A 23,058-nucleotide genomic window follows, 5' to 3' on the forward strand; every position below is an offset into this window, starting at 1 on the left:
TGTGTGTTGGTGTGGTGAGTGTATATTTCTTTATTCTTTTTGTGTTTTGTGTAGTTCACCGTGCATTACATGGTCTTCTTTCGCTTTTTGTGTAGGGGTTGTGTGGTGTGCGTTGTGTGTTCGTTATGAAGGGCGCATGGTGGATGCCTTGGCATGCTAAGCCGATGAAGGACGTGAAAGGCTGCGTTAAGCCTCGGGGAGTTGTCAATTAAGCGTTGATCCGAGGATGTCCGAATGGGGAAACCTACTTGTCGTTATGGGCAGGTACCTGCAAGTGAATTCATAGCTTGTGTGGGGGTAACGCGGGGAAGTGAAACATCTCAGTACCCGTAGGAAGAGAAAATAATAATGATTCTGCTAGTAGTGGCGAACGAACGTGGATGAGGCTAAACCGTGTGTGTGTGATACTTGACAGGGGTTGCGCATGCGGTGTTGTGGGCCTAGGCGTATCACAGCTGTTGATGTGGTGCCGCAAGTGATGATTGTTAGTTGAAGTGGTTTGGAATGACCCGCCGGAGAAGGTGAGAGCCCTGTAGGTGAAGGTGATTGTCGTGTGGTTGTCTAGTTGCCCGAGTAGCAGCGGGCTCGTGGAATCTGCTGTGAATCTGCCGGGACCACCCGGTAAGCCTAAATACTTAGCGTGACCGATAGTGGATAGTACCGTGAGGGAATGGTGAAAAGTACCCCGGGAGGGGAGTGAAATAGTTCCTGAAACCATGTGCTTACAATCCGTCAGAGACCGTGAGTGTGGTTGATGGCGTGCCTTTTGAAGAATGAGCCTGCGAGTCAGCGGCATGTCGCGAGGTTAACCCGTGTGGGGTAGCCGTAGGGAAACCGAATCCTAATAAGGGTGATTTTTAGTGGCATGTCCTGGACCCGAAGCGGGGTGATCTACCCATGGCCAGTGTGAAGCGATGGTAAGACGTCGTGGAGGCGCGAACCCACGTAGGTTGAAAACTGCGGGGATGAGCTGTGGGTAGGGGTGAAAGGCCAATCAAACTCCGTGATAGCTGGTTCTCCCCGAAATGCATTTAGGTGCAGCGTCGTATTAGCTTGTTGGAGGTAGAGCTACTGGTTGATTGAGCGGGACTACAATCTTAGCAATGTCAGCCAAACTCCGAATGCCAGCAATGTGGTGTACGGCAGTGAGACTGTGGGGGATAAGCTTCATAGTCGAAAGGGAAACAGCCCAGATCGCCGGTTAAGGCCCCTAAGGGTGTGCTAAGTGGAAAAGGATGTGGGATCGCGAAGACAGCCAGGAGGTTGGCTTAGAAGCAGCCATCCTTGAAAGAGTGCGTAATAGCTCACTGGTCGAGTGGTTCCGCGCCGACAATGTAGTGGGGCTCAAGCACACCGCCGAAGCCGCGGCAATATTTTTATATTGGGTAGGGGAGCGTCGTGTACTGCGTTGAAGCGTTACCGTAAGGCGGCGTGGAGTGTATACGAGTGAGAATGCAGGCATGAGTAACGAATTGAACAGTGAGAATCTGTTCCGCCGGATGACTAAGGGTTCCTGGGTCAAGTTCGTCTTCCCAGGGTGAGTCGGGACCTAAGGCGAGGCCGACAGGCGTAGTCGATGGACAACCAGTTGATATTCTGGTACCCGTAAACACGCGCCCATGGTAAAGCAGTGATACTAACCACCCACAATGTTTCCCGCCTTACTCTTTGAGTAGGTGGGTTACTGCGTGCGTGGGGCCTAAACTGTGGTCCAAGCGATGGGGTGACACAGGAGGGTAGCCAAGCCACTTATTGGATTGTTGGTGTAAGCGTGTAGCCGATGGTGTAGGCAAATCCGCACCTGGTAGGTCAGACGTGACGCATAGCCCTAAACAGGGTGAAGTTGGTGATCCCATGCTGTCGAGAAAAGCCTCTAGCGATGTGTGTTTATGGCCCGTACCCCAAACCGACACAGGTAGTCAGGTTGAAAATACTAAGGCGTTCGGGTGAACTGTGGTTAAGGAACTCGGCAAAATGCCCCCGTAACTTCGGGAGAAGGGGGACCACACGAGGTGACAACCCATGCGGTTGAAAGCGTTGTGTGGTCGCAGAGAATAGAGGGAAGCGACTGTTTATCAAAAACACAGGTCCATGCGAAGACGTTAAGTTGATGTATATGGACTGACGCCTGCCCGGTGCTGGAAGGTTAAGAGGACCGGTTAGAAACCTTTGGTTTCGAAGCTGAGAATTTAAGCCCCAGTAAACGGCGGTGGTAACTATAACCATCCTAAGGTAGCGAAATTCCTTGTCGGGTAAGTTCCGACCTGCACGAATGGCGTAACGACTTCCCTGCTGTCTCAACCACAGGCCCGGTGAAATTGCACTACGAGTAAAGATGCTCGTTACGCGCGGCAGGACGAAAAGACCCCGGGACCTTCACTATAGCTTGGTATTGGTATTCGGTTCGGTTTGTGTAGGATAGGTGGGAGACTATGAAACCGTCACGCCAGTGATGGCGGAGTCGTTGTTGAAATACCACTCTGATCGGATTGGATACCTTAACCTTGGCCCATGATCTGGGTTGGGGACAGTGCCTGGTGGGTAGTTTAACTGGGGCGGTTGCCTCCCAAAAAGTAACGGAGGCGCCCAAAGGTTCCCTCAGCCTGGTTGGCAATCAGGTGGTGAGTGTAAGTGCACAAGGGAGCTTGACTGTGAGAGAGACATCTCGAGCAGGGACGAAAGTCGGGACTAGTGATCCGGCACCAACTTGTGGATGTGGTGTCGCTCAACGGATAAAAGGTACCCCGGGGATAACAGGCTGATCTTCCCCAAGAGTCCATATCGACGGGATGGTTTGGCACCTCGATGTCGGCTCGTCGCATCCTGGGGCTGGAGTAGGTCCCAAGGGTTGGGCTGTTCGCCCATTAAAGCGGCACGCGAGCTGGGTTCAGAACGTCGTGAGACAGTTCGGTCTCTATCCGCCGCGCGCGTTGAAACTTGAAAAAGGCTGTCCCTAGTACGAGAGGACCGGGACGGACGTACCTCTAGTGTGCCAGTTGTTCCGCCAGGAGCACCGCTGGTTGGCTACGTACGGAAGGGATAACCGCTGAAAGCATCTAAGCGGGAAGCCTGTTTTAAGATGAGGTTTCATTCGAGGTCCCCTAAAGACTATGGGGTTGATAGGCCAGACATGGAAGCATCGCAAGATGTGAAGTCTACTGGTACTAATAGACCAAAACAAACACTTATAAACAACACAAACACCAAAAACTAGAAACACGCACGCCGTGCACGCGTCCACTATGCAGTATCTGACACAACACCAGGCCAGCACACACATGTGCCCCGGTGACTTGTCGGTGGTCAATAGCGGCAGGGAAACGCCCGGACCCATTCCGAACCCGGAAGCTAAGCCTGCCCGCGCTGATGGTACTGCAACCGGGAGGTTGTGGGAGAGTAAGTTACCGCCGACACCAAACATAAACAACTACATAAACAACGAGAAAGCGCCGGTAGCCATCATGGCTACCGGCGCTTTCTTCGATCTTGAAACAAAGCCGCGGTTCGGGAAGCCCTGGCTTCTTGCGATCGTTCGGGCCTTTTCTCCCTAATCGCGTTCTTATTCGGTCCTAGCTGGCTTATCACAGGCTCATCACGTCCGCTGCTGGGATAATTTTCGAGGGCCTATCTTTGGTCCGCGTGTGAGCCGCTAGGCAATCGTTGCTAGTCCTTGTAGCATCTAGCCCTAATTACGCTTTTGGCTGGGCAGGGCTTCATTCTTACTAGATGTAGTGGCGAGGTTAGTGGGTTTGATTCTTTCCGGGGTCGCGCGTCTTGCGGTCGCCGCGGTACCCACATTTGGCCAAGGGCTCGGGGCGTGGAGGCGTCACTTACGCCTATGCGAAAGGGCCGTTGCGTTAACTGCGTTGTGTTAGGGCAACGGCCCTAGAGCGGACTCGGGGGAGTGGCGGTCTATATAGAACGCTTCTCAGCGAAAATCTTGAGGCGATTTACTGCCTCCGCGATGACCTCGGGCTTTTTGCAGAAGGCGAAGCGTACCTTGGTGCTCCATTGTTCGGGATGGTCGGTAAAGACCTCCACGGGGATTGCGGCTACCCCGGCTAACTCGGGCAGATCCATGCAGAAGTCAATTCCGCTGGTGTATCCCATCGTCGCGATATCAACGACAATGAAATAAGTCCCGTGGGTGTCGTAGACATCGAAACCGGCGTCTTTAAGGCCCCTGGCCAAGATTTCGCGGCACTGGTCCAGGCCGGCAACCATGCCGGAGAGCCATTCGGACTCCTCGTTGAGAGCGTGGGCCACGGCGGGTTGGAACGGGGTGGCCCCAACGTATGACATGAACTGCTTCGCTTTGACCACGCCATCGAGTAGCTCGGTGGGTGCAATAGCCCATCCGGTCTTCCAGCCCGTTGCGTTGAAGCTCTTTGCCGCGGAGGAAACAGTCACGGTGAGCTCCCACATGCCGGGCAATTCAGCCAATCGGGTATGCTGCGCATCCCCGTAGCGGAGGTTTTCATAGACCTCGTCGGAAAGAACGTAGAGGTCATGCTCAATGGCTAGGCGCGCTAATTCCTCCAGGGATTCACGGCTGAAGACGGAGCCGGTGGGATTATGCGGGGAATTGACCACAATCATGGACGTCTTGTTCGTTATAGCGGCCCTCACGGCTTCCACGTCCACATCCCATGTCCTGCCTACCTCTTTGAGGGGCACCGCGATGCGGGTCGCGTTGGCGAGAGCGATGGCCGCAGCGTAAGAGTCGTAATAGGGTTCCAGCACGATGACTTCGGAGCCGGGTTCTACCAGCCCCAGAACCGTTGCCGCAATCGCCTCGGTAGCGCCCACGGTGATAAGAACGTTGTCCGCCTCCACCCCGCGGTAGGCGGCTACGGCGTCGCGGAGTACCTGCATGCCCATGCCTGGGCCGTATTGGTTGTTGCCGCCGGCGATTTCCTGTTGGGCTATTTCCAGCATCCGGTCTGGGCCGTCAGAATCGGGGAAGCCCTGGCCTAGGTTGATAGCGCCGTATTCCACCGCCCGGGCGGTCATGGTGGCAAAAATAGTTTCAGCGAAAGGCTGCAGGCGTTTGACTACCATTTACAACACCAACAAATCGTATTTAGTGGCCTTGACATCGTTAAGGCGCTTGCGGGATCGCTCGAGGCGCTGCCACTGATCCTGCGGGATGGACTTGCGGGCCACGTTGACCACTTCCTCGTCCGGGGTGCCCCACGCGATTGGCATGGGGGAAATCTGCTGCCAGTGGCCCTGATCGCTTGACGAGTGGTGGCCGCATACGGCAGCCACGGGAACCTTAGTACCAACCACGCGCTTGACGCCGGGAATCTGGTTAATGCGGCGCAGCGCCAAGCCCCAGCGAGGGGTCAGATCCGGATCCACGTTCGTATTGACCAAGGCTAGCAGCACCATGTCGCGGTCCGTGACCTCGGCGATGACTGCCGGGGCTAGCGGGTAAGAATCGTAGAGCTCTTGAGCACCGCCTACCTTGTTGGCCGCTACCACACCGATGATGATGGTTAAGATGCCAAAGACCGTCAGGCCCAGACCAATGGTCAGGTGCCAATCGGACTCAATGAGGAAGAAAGCCGCTATGCCCGCGGCGATGAGCAGGCTGCCCAATAGTATTCCTGAGAGTCGCAACCGGCCCGAATCCCGGAGTAGTTCGTTGTGTTTCTTTGCGAAGGTCTCATCGACCTGGAACTTGAAAATTTTCATTGTTACAAGTCTACTGCGTCAACGAGCCTGTAGGCATAGCCTTGCTCTGCAAGGAATCGCTGGCGGTGGACGGCGTACTCTGCGTCGATGGAATCCCTGGTCACTAGCGTGTAGAAGAAGGCCTCGCGGCCATCGGCCTTGGGGCGCAGGAGGCGGCCCAAGCGCTGCGCTTCTTCCTGCCGGGAGCCGAAGGTGCCGGAGACTTGGATGGCCAGGGCGGCCTCCGGCAGGTCGATGGAAAAATTGGCCACCTTGGAGACCACCAGCGTGGTCAATTCGCCATCGCGAAAGGCCTGGAAGAGCTTCTCGCGCTTGGAGTTGGAGGTCTTTCCATCAATGACGGGGGCACCGATGCGCGCACCTATTTCCTCTAGCTGATCCAGGTAGCCGCCGATGATCAGCGCCTGTTGGCCCTTATGTTGCGAGAGGATCTTGTCCACTACCCGTGGTTTCGCCGATGCACAGGCGGCGATGCGGTAGCGGTCCCGGGAGGAGGCGGTGGCGTAGAGCATGCGTTCATCGGCGTCCATGTTGCAGCGGACCTCCACGCATTCGGCGGTGGCTATGTAACCCTCGGCCTCGAGCTCCTTCCACGGAGCGTCATAGCGTTTGGGCCCGATGAGGGAGAATACGTCGCCCTCCATACCGTCCTCGCGCACCAACGTGGCCGTAAGCCCCAGGCGGCGCCGCGACTGCAAATCGGAGGTCATGCGGAAGACGGGCGCGGGCAGCAAGTGCACCTCGTCGTAGATGATAAGGCCCCAATCCCGGGAGTCGAAGAGCTCCAATGCGCGGTACTCACCCTTGGTCTTGCGCGTGACCACCTGGTAGGTGGCGATGGTGACCGGCTTGATCTCCTTTTTCTCACCGGAGTATTCACCAATCTCATTTTCCGTCAGCGTAGTGCGCCGCAGCAGCTCGTCCCGCCACTGGCGCCCGGCCACGGTGTTGGTTACCAGGATCAGCGTGGTGGCCTTGGCCTTCGCCATGGAAGCCGCGCCCACAATAGTCTTGCCGGCGCCGCAGGGCAGGACCACAACCCCGGAGCCGCCGGACCAGAAGGACTCGGTGGCGTACTGCTGATAATCACGGATCTGCCATCCGGTTTCGTCTAGATCTATGGGGTGGGATTCGCCGTCCACATAGCCGGCTAGGTCTTCTGCGGGCCAGCCCGCCTTGAGCAACTCCTGTTTGAGCCTGCCGCGTTCGGACGGGGGCACGGCGAAGGTCTCATCGTCAATGCGGGCGCCCAGCATGGAGCCGATTTTCTTATGCCGGGACAGCTCCTCAAGTATGGGGGCCTCGGTGGATTCCAGGATGAGTCCGTGGGCCGGGTGGGAGTGGATTCGCACGCGGCCGTAGCGGGACATGGTCTCAGCCACGTCGATCAGCAGCGGTTGGGGGACGGGGAAACGCGAATACGTTTCTAAAACGTCAACTACCTGCTCCGCGTCGTGGCCGGCCGCGCGGGCATTCCACAGGGCCAGCGGGGTGATCCGGTAGGTGTGAATGTGTTCCGGGGCGCGCTCTAGTTCGGCAAACGGGGCCAGCGCGGCGCGGGCCTTGGCCGCGGAGGGATGGTCAACCTCAAGCAAAACCGTTTTGTCAGATTGAACAATTAATGGCCCATTACCCAATGCCATTCCGGCTCCTTGCTTGTCTCCTCATTCGTGCGGCTTCTTTCGCGCCGTATAGCGCCGCGCTCCCCGCGATTATTCCATGTGGGGTGGGCAGGCCCTCACATTAGGCCAGCTCCACGGACGTAATGCGGTGGAGCGGGAATCGAACTGGGCGTCCCCCGACGCTGGCGTCTACCTGGCCACCGGCCACGGAGAGCGGCACGGCGGTGACCTCTTTCAAGGAGCCGTTTTTATCCGCGTAGCCAATCGCTACGGTGCGCCCGCTCCTGGCCGCCGAGTGGAGCAGATCCAGGTCCGGTTCGCTCGCCGCGTTCGGGGAGTTGGCTTCCTCTTGTCCATCCGCCGCACGCACGGCGGCCACGGCGGCGCTGACGCGGTTAGCCGTGACGGCGGGTTCCCGGGGCGCCTTGGCCCGCGGGGTGGGTAGCACCGCGGGTTGCGGGCGCGCGTCAATGGAAACCCCGTGTTCGTCCTCGGCCGCTGGCGCAAAACCCGCGGCGCGCAAGGCTTCTAACACGCTGGCTACCGGCACGGTGGCAATCGCTACGGTGGGCGCCAGTAACCGCAGCTCGGCGACGCTGGCCGCTGCCTGAGCGATGAGGCTTTCATCGTCGCTGCGAACATAAGCCAGCGCGGGACCAGACCGCAATGTGCCGTGCCGGCGAGCTACGTCATCGATGAGGAAGTCGATGGTCTGCGGGACCTCACCCATGTTGTGCTCGCGGAAGAAGTCGTGGATTTCTTGGCCGCTTAGCCCACCGTCCATGCCGCGGCGGATGGAGGCGTCCGTCACGCGGTAGACGCTCGCCAGGCCGGGGGATTCCAGGTCCGCCACCATCTCCACGAGGCGCTGGAGCTCCGGGGTCAGGGGGCCTGGGGCTAGTATCGTCATGTCCGCCTGGGAGATGAATTTATCCACGGTAGGCGGGGTCAGCGCAGGGGCGCACCCTGCGTCCGACGCCACCCCGCTGGCCCGCCCCATCGCCACCACGCCCAGCCACTGCGCCTCATAGCGAAGCTGGTCGATAGTCTCCGTGCGGGTGCGGGAGGCGAAGATGGGGTGGCTAAACCGGAGGTCCTCCCAGAAGTCTTCTTCAGACAAAGCCACCGTGGCGCGGCGGTAGACGTCGATGACCTGGCGGCGCTGCAGGGGCAGGCGCTCGTGAGCGGTATCCGGGTCGAGGCCGCGGGCGGATTCCCATGTGGCCCACGGGGAGCTGAGCCACGTTTCAATCAGCACCTGCCAGCGCTCGCCCAGTGGCTGGTCGTGCCAGGCATAAAACAGCTCGGTGGGGGCTAAGAAGTTGCCTTCCGGCCCGCCCTTTGGTTCACCGCGCCCCAGCAGGCGGGCGTGGAAACCCAAGCCGATGAGCCGCGCGGTTTCCTCTGCGCTCAGATCTATCTGCTTCGCTAACGCGCCGAGTGGCCGGATGCCTACGGTTTTGTCTTTTAGGAGGGCGATGGGGTGGTGGCCAAGCTCCTCGCCCAAGCGGGTCATCGCGCGAACCACATCGAGGCCCGCCGCGGCGCCCGCGTGGTTTACCGATTCATCCTCGACGCCCGTCAGGGGTTCGTCCGCCAGCCGCCCGGAGGGCGTCAGCGGAATGGCGGCGGCGGTGTGGCCGCTTAACGCGGCACGCACGGAGCGCGGCATGCGCACGGTGTGCGTATCGATACGGTGCAGCATCCCCGCCGCGATGAGCTGGGGGACTGGCCGCGACGGATCGGCATCAGGAGCGGCATCCTTGGTTGCTCCTACGCCCCCGCCGGTGAGCAGCGTCTCCAGGATGGCCCGTTGGTCGGAAGGGAGGTCACGAACGTCGTCCGGGGTAAAAGTCGTGGTATCGAGCAACGACCAATCGCCGGGCAGGGCGGGCATGACCTCGAGCGGCACGCGCACCTGGTTCCCGGGCTCTGGGGTATACACAAGGGCTTTGGCGGATAAAGACTCGACCAGCTCCGGGGTGGCGTGCTGCGGCAGCGAGTCCAGCCCTACGGGGTTAATTTCCGCGCCGGCGATCACCAGCGCCTCGAGGGCCGCGAGCTCCGCAGCGGTGCACGAGGTGAGCGCCTGGGCGATGGAGGCGCGCAGCAGGAGGCGGGTGGCTAGGGAGGCGATGCCTGGGGGTAGGGGGAATGCGGCATCCGGGCGCTGGTTCAGGATGGACTCCAATGCGGAATCATCGAGCGAGGCAAGCCACCGGCGGAATTCGGCGGCGGAGGATGGAGAGGTATGTGTGGCTTTCATTGTGGGGTTAATTTTAACGCCGATTCGAGTTACTTTTTCGGCCGGGGTTTGGCAGAATGAAGGGTATGTCGAATGTAGAGAAGAAGGGCCACGTTTCCCCGTCTTGGCCTAAGAACATGGAAGACCGTCACCACGCCGTAACCGAGCTTGTTGCGCCGTTCGCTGGAGCTTCCAGCCCGTGGGGTGATGACACCGTTTTGCCTATGGATCCGGCAAAGCTCAACTACGTTCACCCTTACACCCGCATCAACCGCTAGCCAAAGCGGCGGCGCGGAGCTAGCGTCGGCGGATTTAAAAGGCAGCCCCCACACCCAGGCGGTGTGACGGGGCTACTTTTCGTATCCAGATCCGGAGCGCGCTGTATGTTCGCGGCCCCAAGGAACGCGCAAGGGGATACCGGCTGCATAGCCGGTATCCCCTTGTCTTTTGCGAAGCGAGATTACTTCAGGTCAGCAACCACTGGATCGATGTAGGCGCGGTTAGCCGAGTAGAAGGCGTTGAAATCGTGGCGGTTGGCCTTGTAGAAATTGGTGATCTCTACGGGAACCTTGACGCCGTACCGGGCCAGGGAATCAACGATAGCCGCATACAGGGTGTCCACTGCGAGCTCGTTGGAGGAGGCGGCCGCGGACTGCTTGACTATTGCTGGGGCGTCAGCCGGAGCCTGCGGGGCGGGGGCATTGGGGTGCGGGCGGTCGGTGTTAGCGGCGGAGTTCAGGCCCAGCTTCGCGGAGCATGCGGGCCATGCGCCCCAACCCTGGCCGGCCAGGGTGCGCTCGGCGATGAAGATCTGCTGCTCGCGGGTTGCCTGGTCCGCGGTGGGGGCAAACTCGCCGCCGCCGTATGCCTGCCAGGTGGATGCGGAGAACTGCAGGCCGCCATGGTATCCGTTGCCGGTGTTGATGGCCCAGTTTCCGCCGGACTCGCACTGGGCTAGGCGGTCCCAATCGGAATCCGGGGCTGCGGAAGCGGTTGGAGCCAAAATGGCTGCCGCTGCGCCCACGGCAACGGTGGAGGCGGCAAACTTGGTGGCAATGGAGTTGTTCTTAGCGGAGTGGCGTCCCATAAATAGTTATCCTCTCTAAGCCCGCATAAGTGTCAAAGTTCTCTACGTGTGATGCACGTGAATGCGCTGGATGTGAAGAGTTCATGCCTTGCGGGTGAAAGACTTCTTCGTGAACCGGCTACCAGTTCCATCCCCGAAAATGCGTTTTCGGCGGCGCGAAGTGCTTGTTGGACACTGTAACGGTTTATAACGAAATAGTCACGTTATGAACGCGGTTTTGTTTCGATTGTGATTTCAGGGGTTGGAGTGGCTGGGGGAGACCGGTTAAAAGCACTGGACAATAGGGGGTTTTGGAATCTATCGCGCTGGTAAGTGATTTGGGTCACTTGATGGTGGCATGTTGCGGGTTGAAGGCGGGGAGGGGGCTAACTATTGAAAAATGCTCCGACACGATACACTCATCCTTTCCCTGCCCTTGAGTAAGGATGAAATCTCCTAGAATGGTGACCATGTCCTGCTGAAAGTCATGCAGGACATTGATACGTATTCCATCAACGAGAAAGTGGTGAGCCCCGTGCCAATCGGCAAGGTGAAGTGGTTTGACGCTGAGAAGGGGTTTGGTTTTGCATCCAACCCTGGAAACGAGGATGTCTTCGTTGGTCGAGCTGTGCTGCCTGAAGGTGTAGATGAGCTCCACCCCGGCCAACGCATAGAGTTTGATTTCGCCGCCGGACGCCGCGGCCCACAGGCGCTGCGGGTCAAGGTGCTAGATAGCCCCCGCCGCAAGCATGGGCCCAGCCGGAAGCCGGAGGAATTGGGCAGCATGCTCGCAGACGTGATGACTATGCTGGAAACGCACGTGCAGCCGGCGCTGGATGCCGGCCGCTATCCGGAACGCAAGACCGGCCGCCAGGTGGCCGAGATCCTGCGCGCCATCGCTAAGGATCTTGACGCCTAGGCCGGTTAAACCACGAGAAAAGCCCTTCTGCGCACCACCTGAATTTGAGTGGCGTGCGGAAGGGCTTTTTGGCACTGGGGGAATTTAACGAGCTTCTTGTTCGCCGTTTTGCGGGGCGTTTTGCTCCGCGGCCAATTCCTCATCGGTCATGGTGGACAGGGACCACACGGTGGTAAAGGGCGCCTCTTCGCCGTTGGCGTCAGTGCCGATCATGACCGAGGTGATCTCCACAACCTTAAGCTGCGGGCGCTGGCCAGTCTCCCCGGAGGTGGAAATGTCAATCACGTCCACGGATCCCGGGACCTCTACCTCTGAGGTCTCATTGGCACCGTGGAGTTTTTCATCGTTGGCGGCCACATCATCGTAGATGGTGAGAATCTTCCATTGGTGGTTGGAAACCTCCTCGGGGATCTCGATCTTTAACGTCTCATCCGGCCCCACGGTCAGGTTAGGGACCTCACCCTCCGGGCATTCGAGTCCGGGCTCGCAGGCGATGTAAGGGAAAACCTCCATCGAGTTATCGCCCACCGTGGCGGTGATGGCCACGTCCTTAGGCTCCGCCCCTGGGCGGTTGTTTATCCAGCTCTGGAACAAGACCACGCCCACGACAATGACTACTACGGCAATAATCAGTGCCAAGATCTGGAGTAGGGACTTGCGTTGCGCCTCTTTACGTGTAGCCATGTCAGAAATCCTATCAATTACTCAAATCAATTACTCAAAGGTAACGGTGTACAGGTCCGGCCACCGCTTACCGGTGAGGTAAAAGGCGTCCGTATCGGGGATGTGGGCTATTCCGTTGAGCACGTTATCCGGGTCCGGTTCCGCATTGTTAGCCACCTCGGTGGTATCGATGACCTCGGTCACCGCGCCCGTGGTTGGGTCGATGCGGATAATCTCTTTCTCCATCCAGACGTTGGCGTAGATCTGGCCATCCACGCATTCAAGTTCGTTGATATTGCCTACCGGCTTGCCCTCGAGGGTCACGGTGACCCGGGAGATTTCCTCAAAGGTGGCGGGGTTGAGCAAACGCAGCTCGGGGGAGCCGTCGGACAAGGCAAGCTCATTGCCGAGGTTGCACAGGCCCCAGCCCTCGCCCTCGTAGGACGCCCGGGAGATTTCCTTTAACGTGGACGCGTCGCGCTGGATGGCCTCGCCGGCCTTCCAGGACAGCTGCCAGATAGTGTCATCCACGCGGGTAATGCCCTCGCCGAAAAGGTCCGGCTCCATATCCGCTTGCTGCCTGACCTCCATGGTGGCTGGGTCCACTCGATAGATGGCGGACTCGCCATACTGGCCCGTGCCGATGAGCAGGCTGCCATCCGCGTCCACCTCAAGGCCTTGGGTGAAATACTCCGGGTTAAACGCGCCTACGGACTGCACCTTCGCCGTGAGGCGCTCCGGTGCCTGTGCCTGCCGTCCGGATTGACTGCCCGTTGGGGCGGGCGTGGGGCCGGCAGAGGGGCCACCGCTCGAACAGCCCGCTACCAGCGCGATAACAAGGCCCATGGCCGGCAACGCAAGGACCCCGGTGGCCGGCGAGAGGGGCTGAGATATGCCATTTGGTGTGCGCATGTTATCTATTCTGCCCCACTAAGACATAATGGTGGACGTGTCCCCATCAACTAATCACTCCCGGAACAGAAAACGCCGCAAAGCGGGGCGTAACCCACTCATCGACTCGCGGGCGGTAGCCATTGCCCGCGAGGCCCTAGAGGAATTGGGCGAAGGCGATATTGGCGCCCACATCGGTGTGGGTGGCCTAGGGCCCAACGTGGCTACCCATCGGTTTGCGGCCAGCGTGCCCGGATACGCGGGGTGGGAATGGCAGGCGGTGGTGGCCTGCGCGGAGGGCTCGCGCTACGTCACCGTTAACGAGGTGGCCCTGGTGCCGGGCGAGGACCGGGACGCCCTGAAAGCCCCGGACTGGGTGCCGTATGCGGACCGCGTCCTGCCCGGCGACCTAGGCCCGGGTGACCTGATGCCGCCGGAACCGGACGACCCGCGCCTCGATGGCGAAGGTAATCTAACGGAATTCGCCATTAGGGAAGCGGAAAAACGGTGGCGCACGGGCGAATTCGGGCCGGGCTCTGAGATGGCCTCCAAGGCGCCGATGCAGTGCAAAACCTGCGCCTTCTACGCCCCGTTCAGGCCAAACTTCGGCGTCTGTGTCAATGAATACAGCGCGGACCAAAATGTGGTGCATGCCACTTATGGCTGCGGCGCGCACTCAAAAACCAAGGTCAAGGACATGGAGTCCCAGCCGGTGGCCGAGGCCTTCGACGATGAGCGGCCGATATACTAGCCCCATTGCGGGGGTAGGAGTCTCTTCCTATTCGGGGCGGCGGCCTGCGAAGATGAATCGGTAATTTAATCCTCCTGGCACTAGGTAAAGGGGCTACATCTATGACCGATGTTCTCGACCGATATTTCAAACTAAAAGAACGCGGCACCTCAGTAGGCACCGAGGTCCGCGCGGGCATTGTTTCCTTCTTCGCAATGGCCTACATCCTTCTCCTCAACCCACTCATTCTGGGCACGGTCGAGGACTCGAACGGTGACGTCCTAGGCATTCCACAGGTGGCCGCCGCAACCGCCCTGGTCGCCGGCGTGATGACCATCCTGTTCGGCGCAATCACCAACTACCCGTTCGCCATCGCAGCGGGCCTGGGAATGAATACCTTCGTCGCGGTCACCCTGGTAATGGGGGAGGGGTTGACCTGGCCAGAGGCTATGGGGCTCGTGGTCATTGACGGCATAGTCATCGTGCTGCTGGCCGTCTCCGGCTTCCGCTCCGCGGTCTTCAAGGCCATCCCGGCCTCCATGAAGTCCGCAATGGGCGTGGGCATCGGCCTGTTCATCGCCATGATTGGGTTTGTGGACGCGGGCTTTGTCAAGCGAATTCCTGACGCGGCGGGTACCACCGTCCCCGTTTCCCTGGGCGATAACGGCCACATCAGCGCGTGGCCCACCGCCATCTTCGTGGTTGGCCTCATCATCTGCGGTTTCATGGTGATCCGCAACATTCCCGGCGGCCTGTTCCTAGGCATTGTGATCACCACCATCCTGGCCGTTATCACCGAGTCAATCGTGGGCGCGGGTTCTTCCGCCGACAATCCAAAGGGATGGAACCTGGCCGTGCCGCAGCTGCCAGAATCCCTTGGGGGTATGCCTGACCTGTCCATCGTGGGCGCCGTGGATCTAGCGGGCGCATTCGTGCGCGGGGGCGTGCTGGCTACCTCCCTGCTGGTGTTCGCATTGGTCCTGACCAATTTCTTCGACGCGATGGGCACCATGACCGCCCTGGGCAAGCAGGCCAACCTGGCCGATGAGGAGGGCAACCTGCCGGACATGAAGAAGGCCCTGATTGTTGAGGGTATAGGTGCGGTTGCCGGCGGCGCGGGTTCCGTCTCTTCCAACACCGTCTACGTCGACTCTTCCGCGGGCATCGCGGATGGCGCGCGCACCGGCCTGGCGAACATCGTCACCGGCGTGCTCTTCCTGCTCGCAATGTTTTTGACCCCGCTCTACGAGGTGGTGCCAATCGAGGCCGCGGCGCCCGTCCTAGTCATCGTGGGCGTGCTCATGGCCACGCAGATCACCCAGATCGATTGGAACGAGCTCCACATCGCGATCCCCGCATTTTTGACCATCGTGGTTATGCCGTTTACGTATTCCATCGCGCACGGCATTGGCGTGGGTTTCATCGCCTACGCGTTGATGACCACCTTTGCCGGCAAGGCGAAGCAGGTGCACTGGCTGATGTGGCTGATCGCGGCCCTGTTCGTGGTCTACTTCGCCATGGACCCAATTCTGGCCCTGGTGAGCTAGCCCGGTAATCTTGAGCGCATGACGCGCATCGTGATTGACAACCCTGAAGACCCTCGCCTAGATGACGTTCGCGACCTGAACAGGTCCGATTCCTCAGGCGAGGGTCTTGTCATAGCCGAAGGGCCCTTGGTGGTCTCCCGCCTGGCGCAATCCCGGTTTCCGCTCCGCTGCCTGGTGGGTTTTGCCCCGAAACTGGATGCGTACATCGAAGAGTACGGCGCGCCGGGATGCCCGGTTTACGAGGTGACCCGCGAGACGCTCAAGGCCGTGGCCGGCTTCGATATGCACCGCGGGCTCGTGGCGGCGGCGGACAGGGCGGAGCCGCTGGACCTGGAAGACGTCATCGCCTCCTCCAAGACGGTGGTGATCATGGAGGGCGTTGGCGATCACGAGAACATCGGCTCCATATTCCGCAACGCCGCGGGGATGGACGTAGACGCGGTGCTTTTGGGATCCGGTGCTGCTGACCCGCTCTACCGCAGGAGCGTGCGAGTGTCCATGGGGCATGTGCTGCGCCTGCCTTTCGCCCGCTTCGATGGCGGGTTCACCACGTGGCAGCGCGGACTGCAGCAGCTCGCCCAAAAAGGGTTCCGCTTGGTCTCCCTGACCCCTCATGAGGATGCGGTCCATCTGGCGGACGCCATGGACGGGGCGGAAAAGGTCGCGTTGCTTGTCGGCGCCGAAGGACCGGGGCTTACCGAACACGCAATGAGGGCAACGCACGTGCGCGCCCGCATCCCGATGGCGCCCGGAACTGACTCCCTCAACGTGGCGACGTCCGCCGCGATTGCCTTCTACGAACGTCAACGTTCCTTGCGCGGTTAAGACTGCGCGCCCGCACGCTACTTGTTGCGGTTGTGAAGCCTTTCGGCGAGTGATTCAGACGCGTGGGTCAGCCCGCGGCCGAGCTTCTTTAACAGGACCTTGCCCTCGCGGCCCACGCGGCGGGCCGCATCCGTCGAGGCGGCCTTAAGGCGGGCGAATTCATCACCGGTGGCCGGCTCTGGGGCATCCACGTGCGATTCATAATCGTCATAATCCGAATGGGCGGAGCCCAAGCCAAGCTTGGAAGCGGAGGCGCTGGCTACCTCGGTTACGGTCTTAGGGCTAGGCTTTGGCTCGTCCACCTTTGGCTCGGGGCGTCCGTCTACGGCGTAGCCCACTACCTGGAGGTCCGGGCCGTCCTCGCCAACCTCGACTCCCAGCCAGTGGCGCTGGGCGGACTCCATGAGATCCTGCGGCTGAAATGGCAGCGCGATCCCTCCCTCGGTGGTGGATTTCTCACCCGCCCAATAGGGCCCCTCGAAGGGCTCAGGGAGGCCTTCATCCTCGAAGATTTCGTAGCGGGTGCCGCAGAAGGAGCGCTTCAGCGTGCTGCGATGCCAATGGGCAAAGCCCGCGTAGTCCTCATTCTCATTTGATGCGAAGACAAACACGTCCCTCGCCGGGACCGCAAACAACAGGAGAGGGGACAGCTTGGATAGGCAGAGGCCATCATCCATGATGACGGTCTGAACCACGGTCACGCCGGGGTAGCCGCCGATGTAAAACTCGCCCACGTCGGCCTGGGCGGAACGGTTCAGCGGAAACTGGCCGATTGGGGTCACCGGGAACGCCGGATTGAGCTGGGCCAAGTACTTGCGGCCAAACCCGCGATCAGCCTTGGGCTCCGCTTTCAACACAGCAGCGGGGTCAGCAGCGTTGATGTACCACAGGGTGACAACTGCGCGGGACACATTCACTGGGGCGCTCCTTATGAGTTTGTGAAATTAGATAGCGAATAAGGGTTAGGGTTAATCGCGTGGGCGCTTGGTGTTAGCACGCACGCCCAGAAGAACGTCTTCCCAGTGCGGGGTGACTGCCTTGCGGCGGCGATTCTTTGGCTTTGGTTGTGGGTCGGGATTCTGCAGGAAGTCCTCACCTGCTGCCGAATCCTCAGGCGCCCCGGCCTCCTTCGACTCTCCGCGCTGCCCGCCACGGCCCTTGCCGTCCTTGCGGCGGGCGGCGCGGCGGGACTCAACGGTTGGGATGTCATCGCGGGTGATTTCAGTAGGGGACTGCGCCGAGTTATCGGCGAAATCCTTGTCCTCTGTGGCAAAGCCCGCCGTGTACTCCGCATCAGCGGCATCGTGAGGGGCGTCCTCGAACTCGTCGTAGTACGAGTCATGGCCATCGATGGCCTTGTCGTAGCGGGAACCGCGGCCCACGGAGGTCAGGGAGCGAACCGGCTGAACGAAATCCGGATCGGTCAGGTCTGCGGCCACGGAGTTGCGTGCCACCACGGTTGCCGGGGAGGTCATGGACTGCTTGAAGGTCCACACTGCCTCATTCTCGGACAAGCCAGCCCGCCACGTCACCTTGACCACCCAGGGCTCGCCCTTTTCACGCACGGCGTCCCAGGTTGCCTCGCTCAAGGAATGCCCGCGGGCGGCAAAAGCGGTGGCGAGAATCTCCCATAGGGTCAGCTTGGCGGGGCCATCCTCACGCACCGGGTGCGCCTGCTTTGCCAGCTCGGAGATGCGCTCGCGCTCCAGCATGACCGGATGGGCGAAGGACTCCACGCGGGATTCCACAACTCCCATTTCTTCCGCCAATTCCGCCGCGGTTGCGCCTGCGCGGATGCGGTGCTGGACCTCGGCGGGGCTCATGGTGAGATGTTCAGAGCGCCGCGGCTCAGAATCCGCAGCGGGCTGTGAGCCCGCAACGCGCAGGCCCGTGGGGCCCGCCGAGCCCTCAGCCGCCGCACCCGTGGGCTCGGTGGTCCGCTGAGTTTCTTCCGTGGTACCGCCCTCATTGGTCTCAGAAGGGTTGCCCGCGCCCGCTTCACCATTGCCTGGAACGAGGAGCTCTTTGAGATCATCGGTGACGGCGAAGAAGAACTCTTCGCCCGTATCTGCATTATCGGCACGGAAAACTAAAGAAGTCTCAGTGGACTCGTGACGAGCGAGGAACAACTCGCGCATGGGCACTCCTTTATTAGGGGCATGTGACTAGTCCCACCTTAACGCACAATGCGCCCTCCCCTTCGATGGGTCAGGCGCATGTTGGCGGGGTTGAAACCCCTGTGGCTGTTGTGATTTACGCGTTGGCCGCACCAGCGTCAACGATAAAATCGATTGCCTTAGTTAATTTCACGATGTCAGACGGGTCAATCGCGGGGAACATGCCGATGCGTAGCTGGTTCCGGCCCAGCTTTCGGTAGGGTTCCACGTCCACGATGCCGTGCGCGCGCAGGATCTTCGCAAGTTTGGCCGCGTCAATGGAATCCTCGAAGTCAATGGTGCCCACGACCAGGGAGCGCTTGGCCGGGTCCGCGACGAAGGGCGTTGCCCCGGCCCGGCCCTCGGCCCAGTCATACAACGCGGAGGAAGACTCTGTGGTGCGGGCCACCATGCCATCAAGGCCGCCATTCTCGTTCATCCAGCGAATCTGGTCCTCAAGCATGAGCAGGGTGCCCACGGCCGGGGTGTTGTACGTCTGGTTCTTGCGGGAGTTATCGACCGCGGTCTTAAGGTCCAGGAATGCTGGAATGAAGCGGCCGGAAGCCTTAATCTTCTCGATGCGCTCAATGGCGGCGGGGGACATGGCTGCAAGCCACAGGCCGCCATCCGAGGCGAAGCACTTCTGTGGGGAGAAATAATAGACGTCGGCGTCCGCCATGTTGACGGGGAGCCCGCCCGCGCCGGAGGTGGCGTCTATGACTACGAGCTGCTCCTTATTATCTGGGTTGGGGCGGAGCACCGGCACCATAGCGCCGGTGGACGTTTCATTGTGCGCCCATGCAATAACATCCGCGCCCTCGGCTTCTGCCTCGCGCGGATCGGGGGCATCGCCGGCCGGCGCCTCGGTGATGAGCGGGTCTTCAAGCCACGGTGCCGCACTGGCTGCCTTGGCAAACTTCGAGGAAAACTCCCCATATGTAAGGTGAGCGGACCGGCTTTCTATCAGGCCGAAGGTTGCGGCGTCCCAGAACGCGGTGGCGCCCCCGAGGGAGAGGACAATTTCGTAGCCCTCAGGCAGGCCGTACAGGCAGCTCAATCCCTCACGGATGGAACCTACAACGTCCTTGACCGCCGCCTGGCGGTGAGAAGTACCAATGATAGAGGTCGCGCCGTTGACAATTGCATCAATCTGGGAGGGGCGTACCTTGGACGGGCCGCAGCCGAAGCGGCCGTCTGCTGGGATGAGCTCTGGGGGGAGCTGAAGCTGTTCGTTAGTCATGGGGGAAGTGTACTTACTGGCCCCGGCCTGAGAGGGGTTAATGTCAAAATCACCTAAAACGGGTGTACGCGCCCAACGCCGCAAAACATGCGACGGTTCCGCTCTGCCTAAAAGTAACGTTTGCGTCGATTTGTAGGCGATATCACAAGTTATTGGTAAAGTGGTCGGCGGTGTGCGGTCTGGTACTCTAGACCCATAAAAATCCAATTAAACAGGGCGCTAATAGGCATGCGTACCAATCTCAGACTACGATTGCTGCCGTTAGTGTTCGAAAGTTGTTTTAATAAGAAAGGAATTGCACGTGGCTTCTGAAGACAACAAGGTTGTCCTCCAATACCCTGGTGGCGAATATGAAATGAACATCAAGGAGTCCACCGAAGGTGATTCCGGCTTCGATATTGGCAAACTCCGCAACGAGACTGGCCTAGTTACCTTCGACCCGGGCTACGCCGCCACCGGCTCCACCGAGTCAAAGATCACCTTCATCAATGGTGAAGAGGGCATCCTCCGTCACCGCGGCTACGACATCGCAGACCTGGCGGAAAACGCGACCTTCAATGAGGTTTCCTACCTGCTGATTAAGGGCGAACTGCCAACCCAGGAGCAGCTCACCAAGTTCAACGATGAGATCCGTCACCACACGTTGCTGGATGAGGATTTCAAGGCGCAGTTCTCCATCTTCCCGCGCAACGCGCACCCAATGGCGGTACTGGCTTCCTCCGTTAACATTTTGTCCACCTACTACCAGGATGAGCTCAACCCACTGGACGAGGCTCAGCTGGACAAGGCAACCGTTCGCCTGCTGGCGAAGGTTCCAATGCTCGCCGCATACGCTTACCGCGCGTCCCAGGGCAAGCCCTACATGTACCCAGACAACAAGCTGAATGCGCGTGAGAACTTCCTGCGCATGATGTTCGGTTACCCAACCGAGGAGTACGAGGTAGATCCGGTTGTCACCAAGGCTCTGGACAAGCTGCTTATCCTGCACGCTGACCACGAGCAGAACTGCTCCACCTCCACCGTCCGCATGATTGGTTCCGCACAGGCCAACCTGTTCGTCTCCATCGCTGGCGGCATCAACGCCCTGTCCGGCCCGCTGCACGGCGGCGCTAACCAGGCGGTTCTCGAGATGCTGGATGACATCCAGGCAAACAACGGCGGTGACGCTACTGACTTCATGAACCGCGTGAAGAACAAGGAAAAGGGCGTCCGCCTGATGGGCTTCGGCCACCGCGTGTACAAGAACTACGATCCACGCGCGGCCATCGTCAAGGAGACTGCACACGAGATCCTCGAGCACCTCGGCGGCGACCCAATGCTGGATCTGGCCATGGACCTCGAGAAGATCGCTCTGGAAGACGAGTACTTCGTGTCCCGCAAGCTGTACCCGAACGTGGACTTCTACACGGGCCTGATCTACCGCGCGATGGGCTTCCCAACGGACTTCTTCACCGTGCTGTTCGCCATTGGTCGCCTCCCGGGCTGGATCGCTCAGTACCGCGAGCAGCTTGAGATCAACACCAAGATCAACCGCCCTCGCCAGATCTACACCGGCGAGACCCTGCGCAAGGTAACCCCTCGCTCGGAGCGTTAATTTCACGGTAATTTATGCCTTAAGATTCAGGAAAAATGAATCTTTTTGCAGGGCCGAACTTCGCCTTGTGAGAATACCCAGGTAGAATCACAAGACGGAGGTTCGGCCCTGAGCCGTTTGCATACCTCTTTATAAACTTTGTGGAAACACGAGATGTAAATCGAGAAACTCTAGAAAGAGGGTTCCCATGGAAAAGCCAATCATTGAGCCAAAGTCCGGGCCAGCTCCTGTAGACGTAACTATCGAGGACATCGTTGTTGGTGACGGCGCCGAGGCACAGCCGGGTGGCGTAGTGGAGGTTCACTACGTAGGCGCTGACTACGAGACCAACGAAGAATTTGATTCCTCCTGGGACCGTGGCGATTCCATCGAGTTTCCACTCTCCGGCCTTATCGCCGGTTGGCAGGAGGGCATCCCCGGCATGAAGGTTGGCGGCCGCCGCGAGCTGATCATCCCTCCAGAGGCCGCTTACGGCCCCGCAGGCGGCGGCCACCCGCTGTCCGGCCGTACCCTGGTCTTCGTCATTGACCTGCTGCGCGCCTAATTCATTCCGGGGTCCATAGCGCGCGCCACCCTAGCCTCCTTCGCGGCATCCATCAAGGATGTGGCGGGGGAGGCTTTAGTTTTTCTGCGCGCGGGGGCCGAAACGGGCACAATGGAGCCTATGGCTGACCTATCACAAATCAATGTCCCGACCGTAACGCTTAATGACGACCGAGAAATGCCGTTGTTGGGCCTTGGCACGTATAAGCTCCGTGGGGCCGAGGGGGAGAAAATCGTCCGCCAGGCCATCGAGCTGGGCTATCGCAAATTTGATACCGCGTCAATGTATGCCAATGAGGACATCGTGGGAAAGGCCATTAATGACGCCGTCGCGGCCGGTGACGTGAGCCGTGATGAAATCTTTGTCACTACCAAGTTGTGGAATGATGACCAGGGCCGGGACAACGTGGCCCCGGCGTTCCATAAGTCCCTGACAAACCTGGGTCTTGACTACGTGGATCTATACCTGGTGCACTGGCCGTGCCCGGCGAAGGGGCTGTATGCGGAGACCTTCGATGAAATAGCCCGGATGCAGGGGATGGGGCAGATCGCCTCCATCGGCGTAGCGAACTTCTATGAAGAGACCTTGCGTGATTTGGCTTCTAAGACCGGTGTGGTTCCGGTCTCCAACCAGGTTGAGCTGCATCCGGGTTTCACGCAGCCAGAGCTGCGAAAGGTGCATGAAGAACTGGGCGTGGTGACCGAAGCCTGGGCGCCTATCGCCCGCGGTGCCGTGCTGGATAACCCTGAGCTCAAGCAGGTGGCGGGCGAATTGGGCGCCACCGAGGGGCAGGTGGCCCTGGCTTACCTCATGCAGCTTGGAATTTCCGTGATTCCAAAGACCGCCACGCCGTCACGCCTGGAGGAGAACCTTGGGGCGGCGGGCGTCACGCTCTCCAGCGCACAGATGGATGCCATCGCCGGCCTCGAGGGGCGGGAGGGCTTTGGCCGCATGTTTAACGATCCGCGCCAGTGGCCAGAGGATTAGGCGCACCTTCCGTCAGTATCCGCATACCGCGGGATAAAGCACTGAGGGTGCATAACCTAGATTGATTTAGCCGCTTCCTTAACCCGTAAGGGTAGGGGGCGGCTCTTGCTTGCCTTGGGGCTTGCGGCGCATTTCGGGGGCCCGGTGAAGCGCATGGCCTTGTTAAGGCGGCGAAGGGGTGTGATTCTTGCAACTTTCTAGTTCGCTAAATTCGCAAAATTTTTATGTATGCAAGTCGGGGGTACTTCGCAAGGGGACAAAACGCGACGAAAATTGGCGTAAAGGGGGTAGTTACATCTTGTTAATGTGAATGTTGTAATGGTTGTTTA

The 23,058-nt window shown here is 59.7% G+C and carries 18 protein-coding genes and 2 rRNA genes; 10 read left to right on the forward strand and 10 right to left on the reverse strand.

Annotated elements, in window-relative coordinates; genetic code table 11:
* Positions 1–116: 116 nt before the first annotated feature.
* Positions 117–3,187, forward strand: a 23S ribosomal RNA gene (locus CENDO_RS03165).
* Positions 3,188–3,295: 108 nt separating this feature from the next.
* A 5S ribosomal RNA gene (rrf, locus tag CENDO_RS03170) occupies positions 3,296–3,413 on the forward strand.
* A gap of 499 nt (positions 3,414–3,912) precedes the next feature.
* Here rrf and CENDO_RS03175 read toward each other — a convergent pair.
* The 4 genes from CENDO_RS03175 to CENDO_RS03190 all read right to left on the reverse strand — a co-directional run bounded on the left by CENDO_RS03175 (position 3,913) and on the right by CENDO_RS03190 (position 9,588).
* The gene (locus tag CENDO_RS03175) at positions 3,913–5,061 is read right to left on the reverse strand and encodes a pyridoxal phosphate-dependent aminotransferase (RefSeq protein WP_136140745.1); all 1,149 of its coding nucleotides are present in this window, start codon (positions 5,059–5,061) and stop codon (positions 3,913–3,915) included.
* Positions 5,062–5,700 (reverse strand): DUF3239 domain-containing protein, encoded by a 639-nt coding sequence (locus CENDO_RS03180; RefSeq protein WP_136140746.1) that lies wholly within the window; start codon positions 5,698–5,700, stop codon positions 5,062–5,064. It lies immediately after the preceding gene.
* Positions 5,701–5,702: 2 nt separating this feature from the next.
* Positions 5,703–7,343 (reverse strand): DNA repair helicase XPB, encoded by a 1,641-nt coding sequence (locus CENDO_RS03185; protein WP_136140747.1) that lies wholly within the window; start codon positions 7,341–7,343, stop codon positions 5,703–5,705.
* 100 nt (positions 7,344–7,443) lie between these two features.
* A complete protein-coding gene (locus tag CENDO_RS03190) occupies positions 7,444–9,588 on the reverse strand; it encodes a helicase-associated domain-containing protein (protein ID WP_136140748.1) in 2,145 nt (714 codons plus the stop codon).
* A 65-nt stretch (positions 9,589–9,653) separates the two neighbouring features.
* On the opposite strand from CENDO_RS03190, the gene CENDO_RS03195 reads away from it, so the two are divergent.
* Positions 9,654–9,845 carry a hypothetical protein gene (locus CENDO_RS03195; RefSeq protein ID WP_136140749.1) on the forward strand — a complete coding sequence of 64 codons (192 nt, stop codon included), beginning with the start codon at positions 9,654–9,656 and terminating at the stop codon, positions 9,843–9,845.
* A 182-nt stretch (positions 9,846–10,027) separates the two neighbouring features.
* Here CENDO_RS03195 and CENDO_RS03200 read toward each other — a convergent pair whose 3' ends face one another.
* The gene (locus CENDO_RS03200) at positions 10,028–10,654 is read right to left on the reverse strand and encodes a resuscitation-promoting factor Rpf1 domain-containing protein (protein WP_136140750.1); all 627 of its coding nucleotides are present in this window, start codon (positions 10,652–10,654) and stop codon (positions 10,028–10,030) included.
* Between the two features lie 514 nt (positions 10,655–11,168).
* On the opposite strand from CENDO_RS03200, the gene CENDO_RS11335 reads away from it, so the two are divergent.
* Positions 11,169–11,552 carry a cold-shock protein gene (locus CENDO_RS11335; RefSeq protein WP_136142119.1) on the forward strand — a complete coding sequence of 128 codons (384 nt, stop codon included), beginning with the start codon at positions 11,169–11,171 and terminating at the stop codon, positions 11,550–11,552.
* An 84-nt stretch (positions 11,553–11,636) separates the two neighbouring features.
* Here the strand turns inward: CENDO_RS11335 and CENDO_RS03210 are convergent, their stop codons facing one another.
* Both CENDO_RS03210 and CENDO_RS03215 read right to left on the reverse strand, forming a co-directional pair.
* Positions 11,637–12,236: a DUF2771 domain-containing protein gene (locus CENDO_RS03210; RefSeq protein WP_136140751.1), complete on the reverse strand. Its 600-nt coding sequence runs from the start codon at positions 12,234–12,236 to the stop codon at positions 11,637–11,639.
* A 30-nt stretch (positions 12,237–12,266) separates the two neighbouring features.
* Entirely contained in the window at positions 12,267–13,127 is an 861-nt protein-coding gene (locus tag CENDO_RS03215; RefSeq protein WP_210726561.1) for a glutaminyl-peptide cyclotransferase, read from the reverse strand.
* A gap of 28 nt (positions 13,128–13,155) precedes the next feature.
* Between CENDO_RS03215 and CENDO_RS03220 the strand changes: the two genes are divergently transcribed.
* The 3 genes from CENDO_RS03220 to CENDO_RS03230 all read left to right on the forward strand — a co-directional run bounded on the left by CENDO_RS03220 (position 13,156) and on the right by CENDO_RS03230 (position 16,208).
* Entirely contained in the window at positions 13,156–13,857 is a 702-nt protein-coding gene (locus tag CENDO_RS03220; protein ID WP_136140752.1) for a DUF3027 domain-containing protein, read from the forward strand.
* A gap of 101 nt (positions 13,858–13,958) precedes the next feature.
* Positions 13,959–15,383, forward strand: coding sequence for an NCS2 family permease (locus CENDO_RS03225; RefSeq protein ID WP_210726562.1), 1,425 nt, complete (start codon positions 13,959–13,961; stop codon positions 15,381–15,383).
* 18 nt (positions 15,384–15,401) lie between these two features.
* Positions 15,402–16,208: a TrmH family RNA methyltransferase gene (locus CENDO_RS03230; protein WP_168707160.1), complete on the forward strand. Its 807-nt coding sequence runs from the start codon at positions 15,402–15,404 to the stop codon at positions 16,206–16,208.
* A gap of 17 nt (positions 16,209–16,225) precedes the next feature.
* On the opposite strand, the gene CENDO_RS03235 is transcribed toward CENDO_RS03230, so the two are convergent.
* From CENDO_RS03235 to serC, 3 genes are all read right to left on the reverse strand, one after another.
* Positions 16,226–17,125, reverse strand: coding sequence for a DUF6928 family protein (locus CENDO_RS03235; RefSeq protein ID WP_136140754.1), 900 nt, complete (start codon positions 17,123–17,125; stop codon positions 16,226–16,228).
* Positions 17,126–17,176: 51 nt separating this feature from the next.
* The gene (gene sepH, locus CENDO_RS03240; protein WP_136140755.1) at positions 17,177–18,346 is read right to left on the reverse strand and encodes a septation protein SepH; all 1,170 of its coding nucleotides are present in this window, start codon (positions 18,344–18,346) and stop codon (positions 17,177–17,179) included.
* A 115-nt stretch (positions 18,347–18,461) separates the two neighbouring features.
* Positions 18,462–19,604, reverse strand: coding sequence for a phosphoserine transaminase (gene serC, locus CENDO_RS03245; RefSeq protein ID WP_136140756.1), 1,143 nt, complete (start codon positions 19,602–19,604; stop codon positions 18,462–18,464).
* Positions 19,605–19,905: 301 nt separating this feature from the next.
* On the opposite strand from serC, the gene CENDO_RS03250 reads away from it, so the two are divergent.
* From CENDO_RS03250 to CENDO_RS03260, 3 genes are all read left to right on the forward strand, one after another.
* Positions 19,906–21,198, forward strand: coding sequence for a citrate synthase (locus tag CENDO_RS03250; RefSeq protein ID WP_136140757.1), 1,293 nt, complete (start codon positions 19,906–19,908; stop codon positions 21,196–21,198).
* Positions 21,199–21,385: 187 nt separating this feature from the next.
* On the forward strand, positions 21,386–21,742 hold the full coding sequence (locus CENDO_RS03255) for an FKBP-type peptidyl-prolyl cis-trans isomerase (RefSeq protein ID WP_136140758.1): 357 nt from the start codon (positions 21,386–21,388) through the stop codon (positions 21,740–21,742).
* Positions 21,743–21,862: 120 nt separating this feature from the next.
* Positions 21,863–22,729 (forward strand): aldo/keto reductase, encoded by an 867-nt coding sequence (locus CENDO_RS03260; RefSeq protein WP_136140759.1) that lies wholly within the window; start codon positions 21,863–21,865, stop codon positions 22,727–22,729.
* Positions 22,730–23,058: the final 329 nt, after the last annotated feature.

The organism is Corynebacterium endometrii, assembly GCF_004795735.1.
Classification (GTDB): Bacteria; Actinomycetota; Actinomycetes; order Mycobacteriales; family Mycobacteriaceae; genus Corynebacterium; species Corynebacterium endometrii.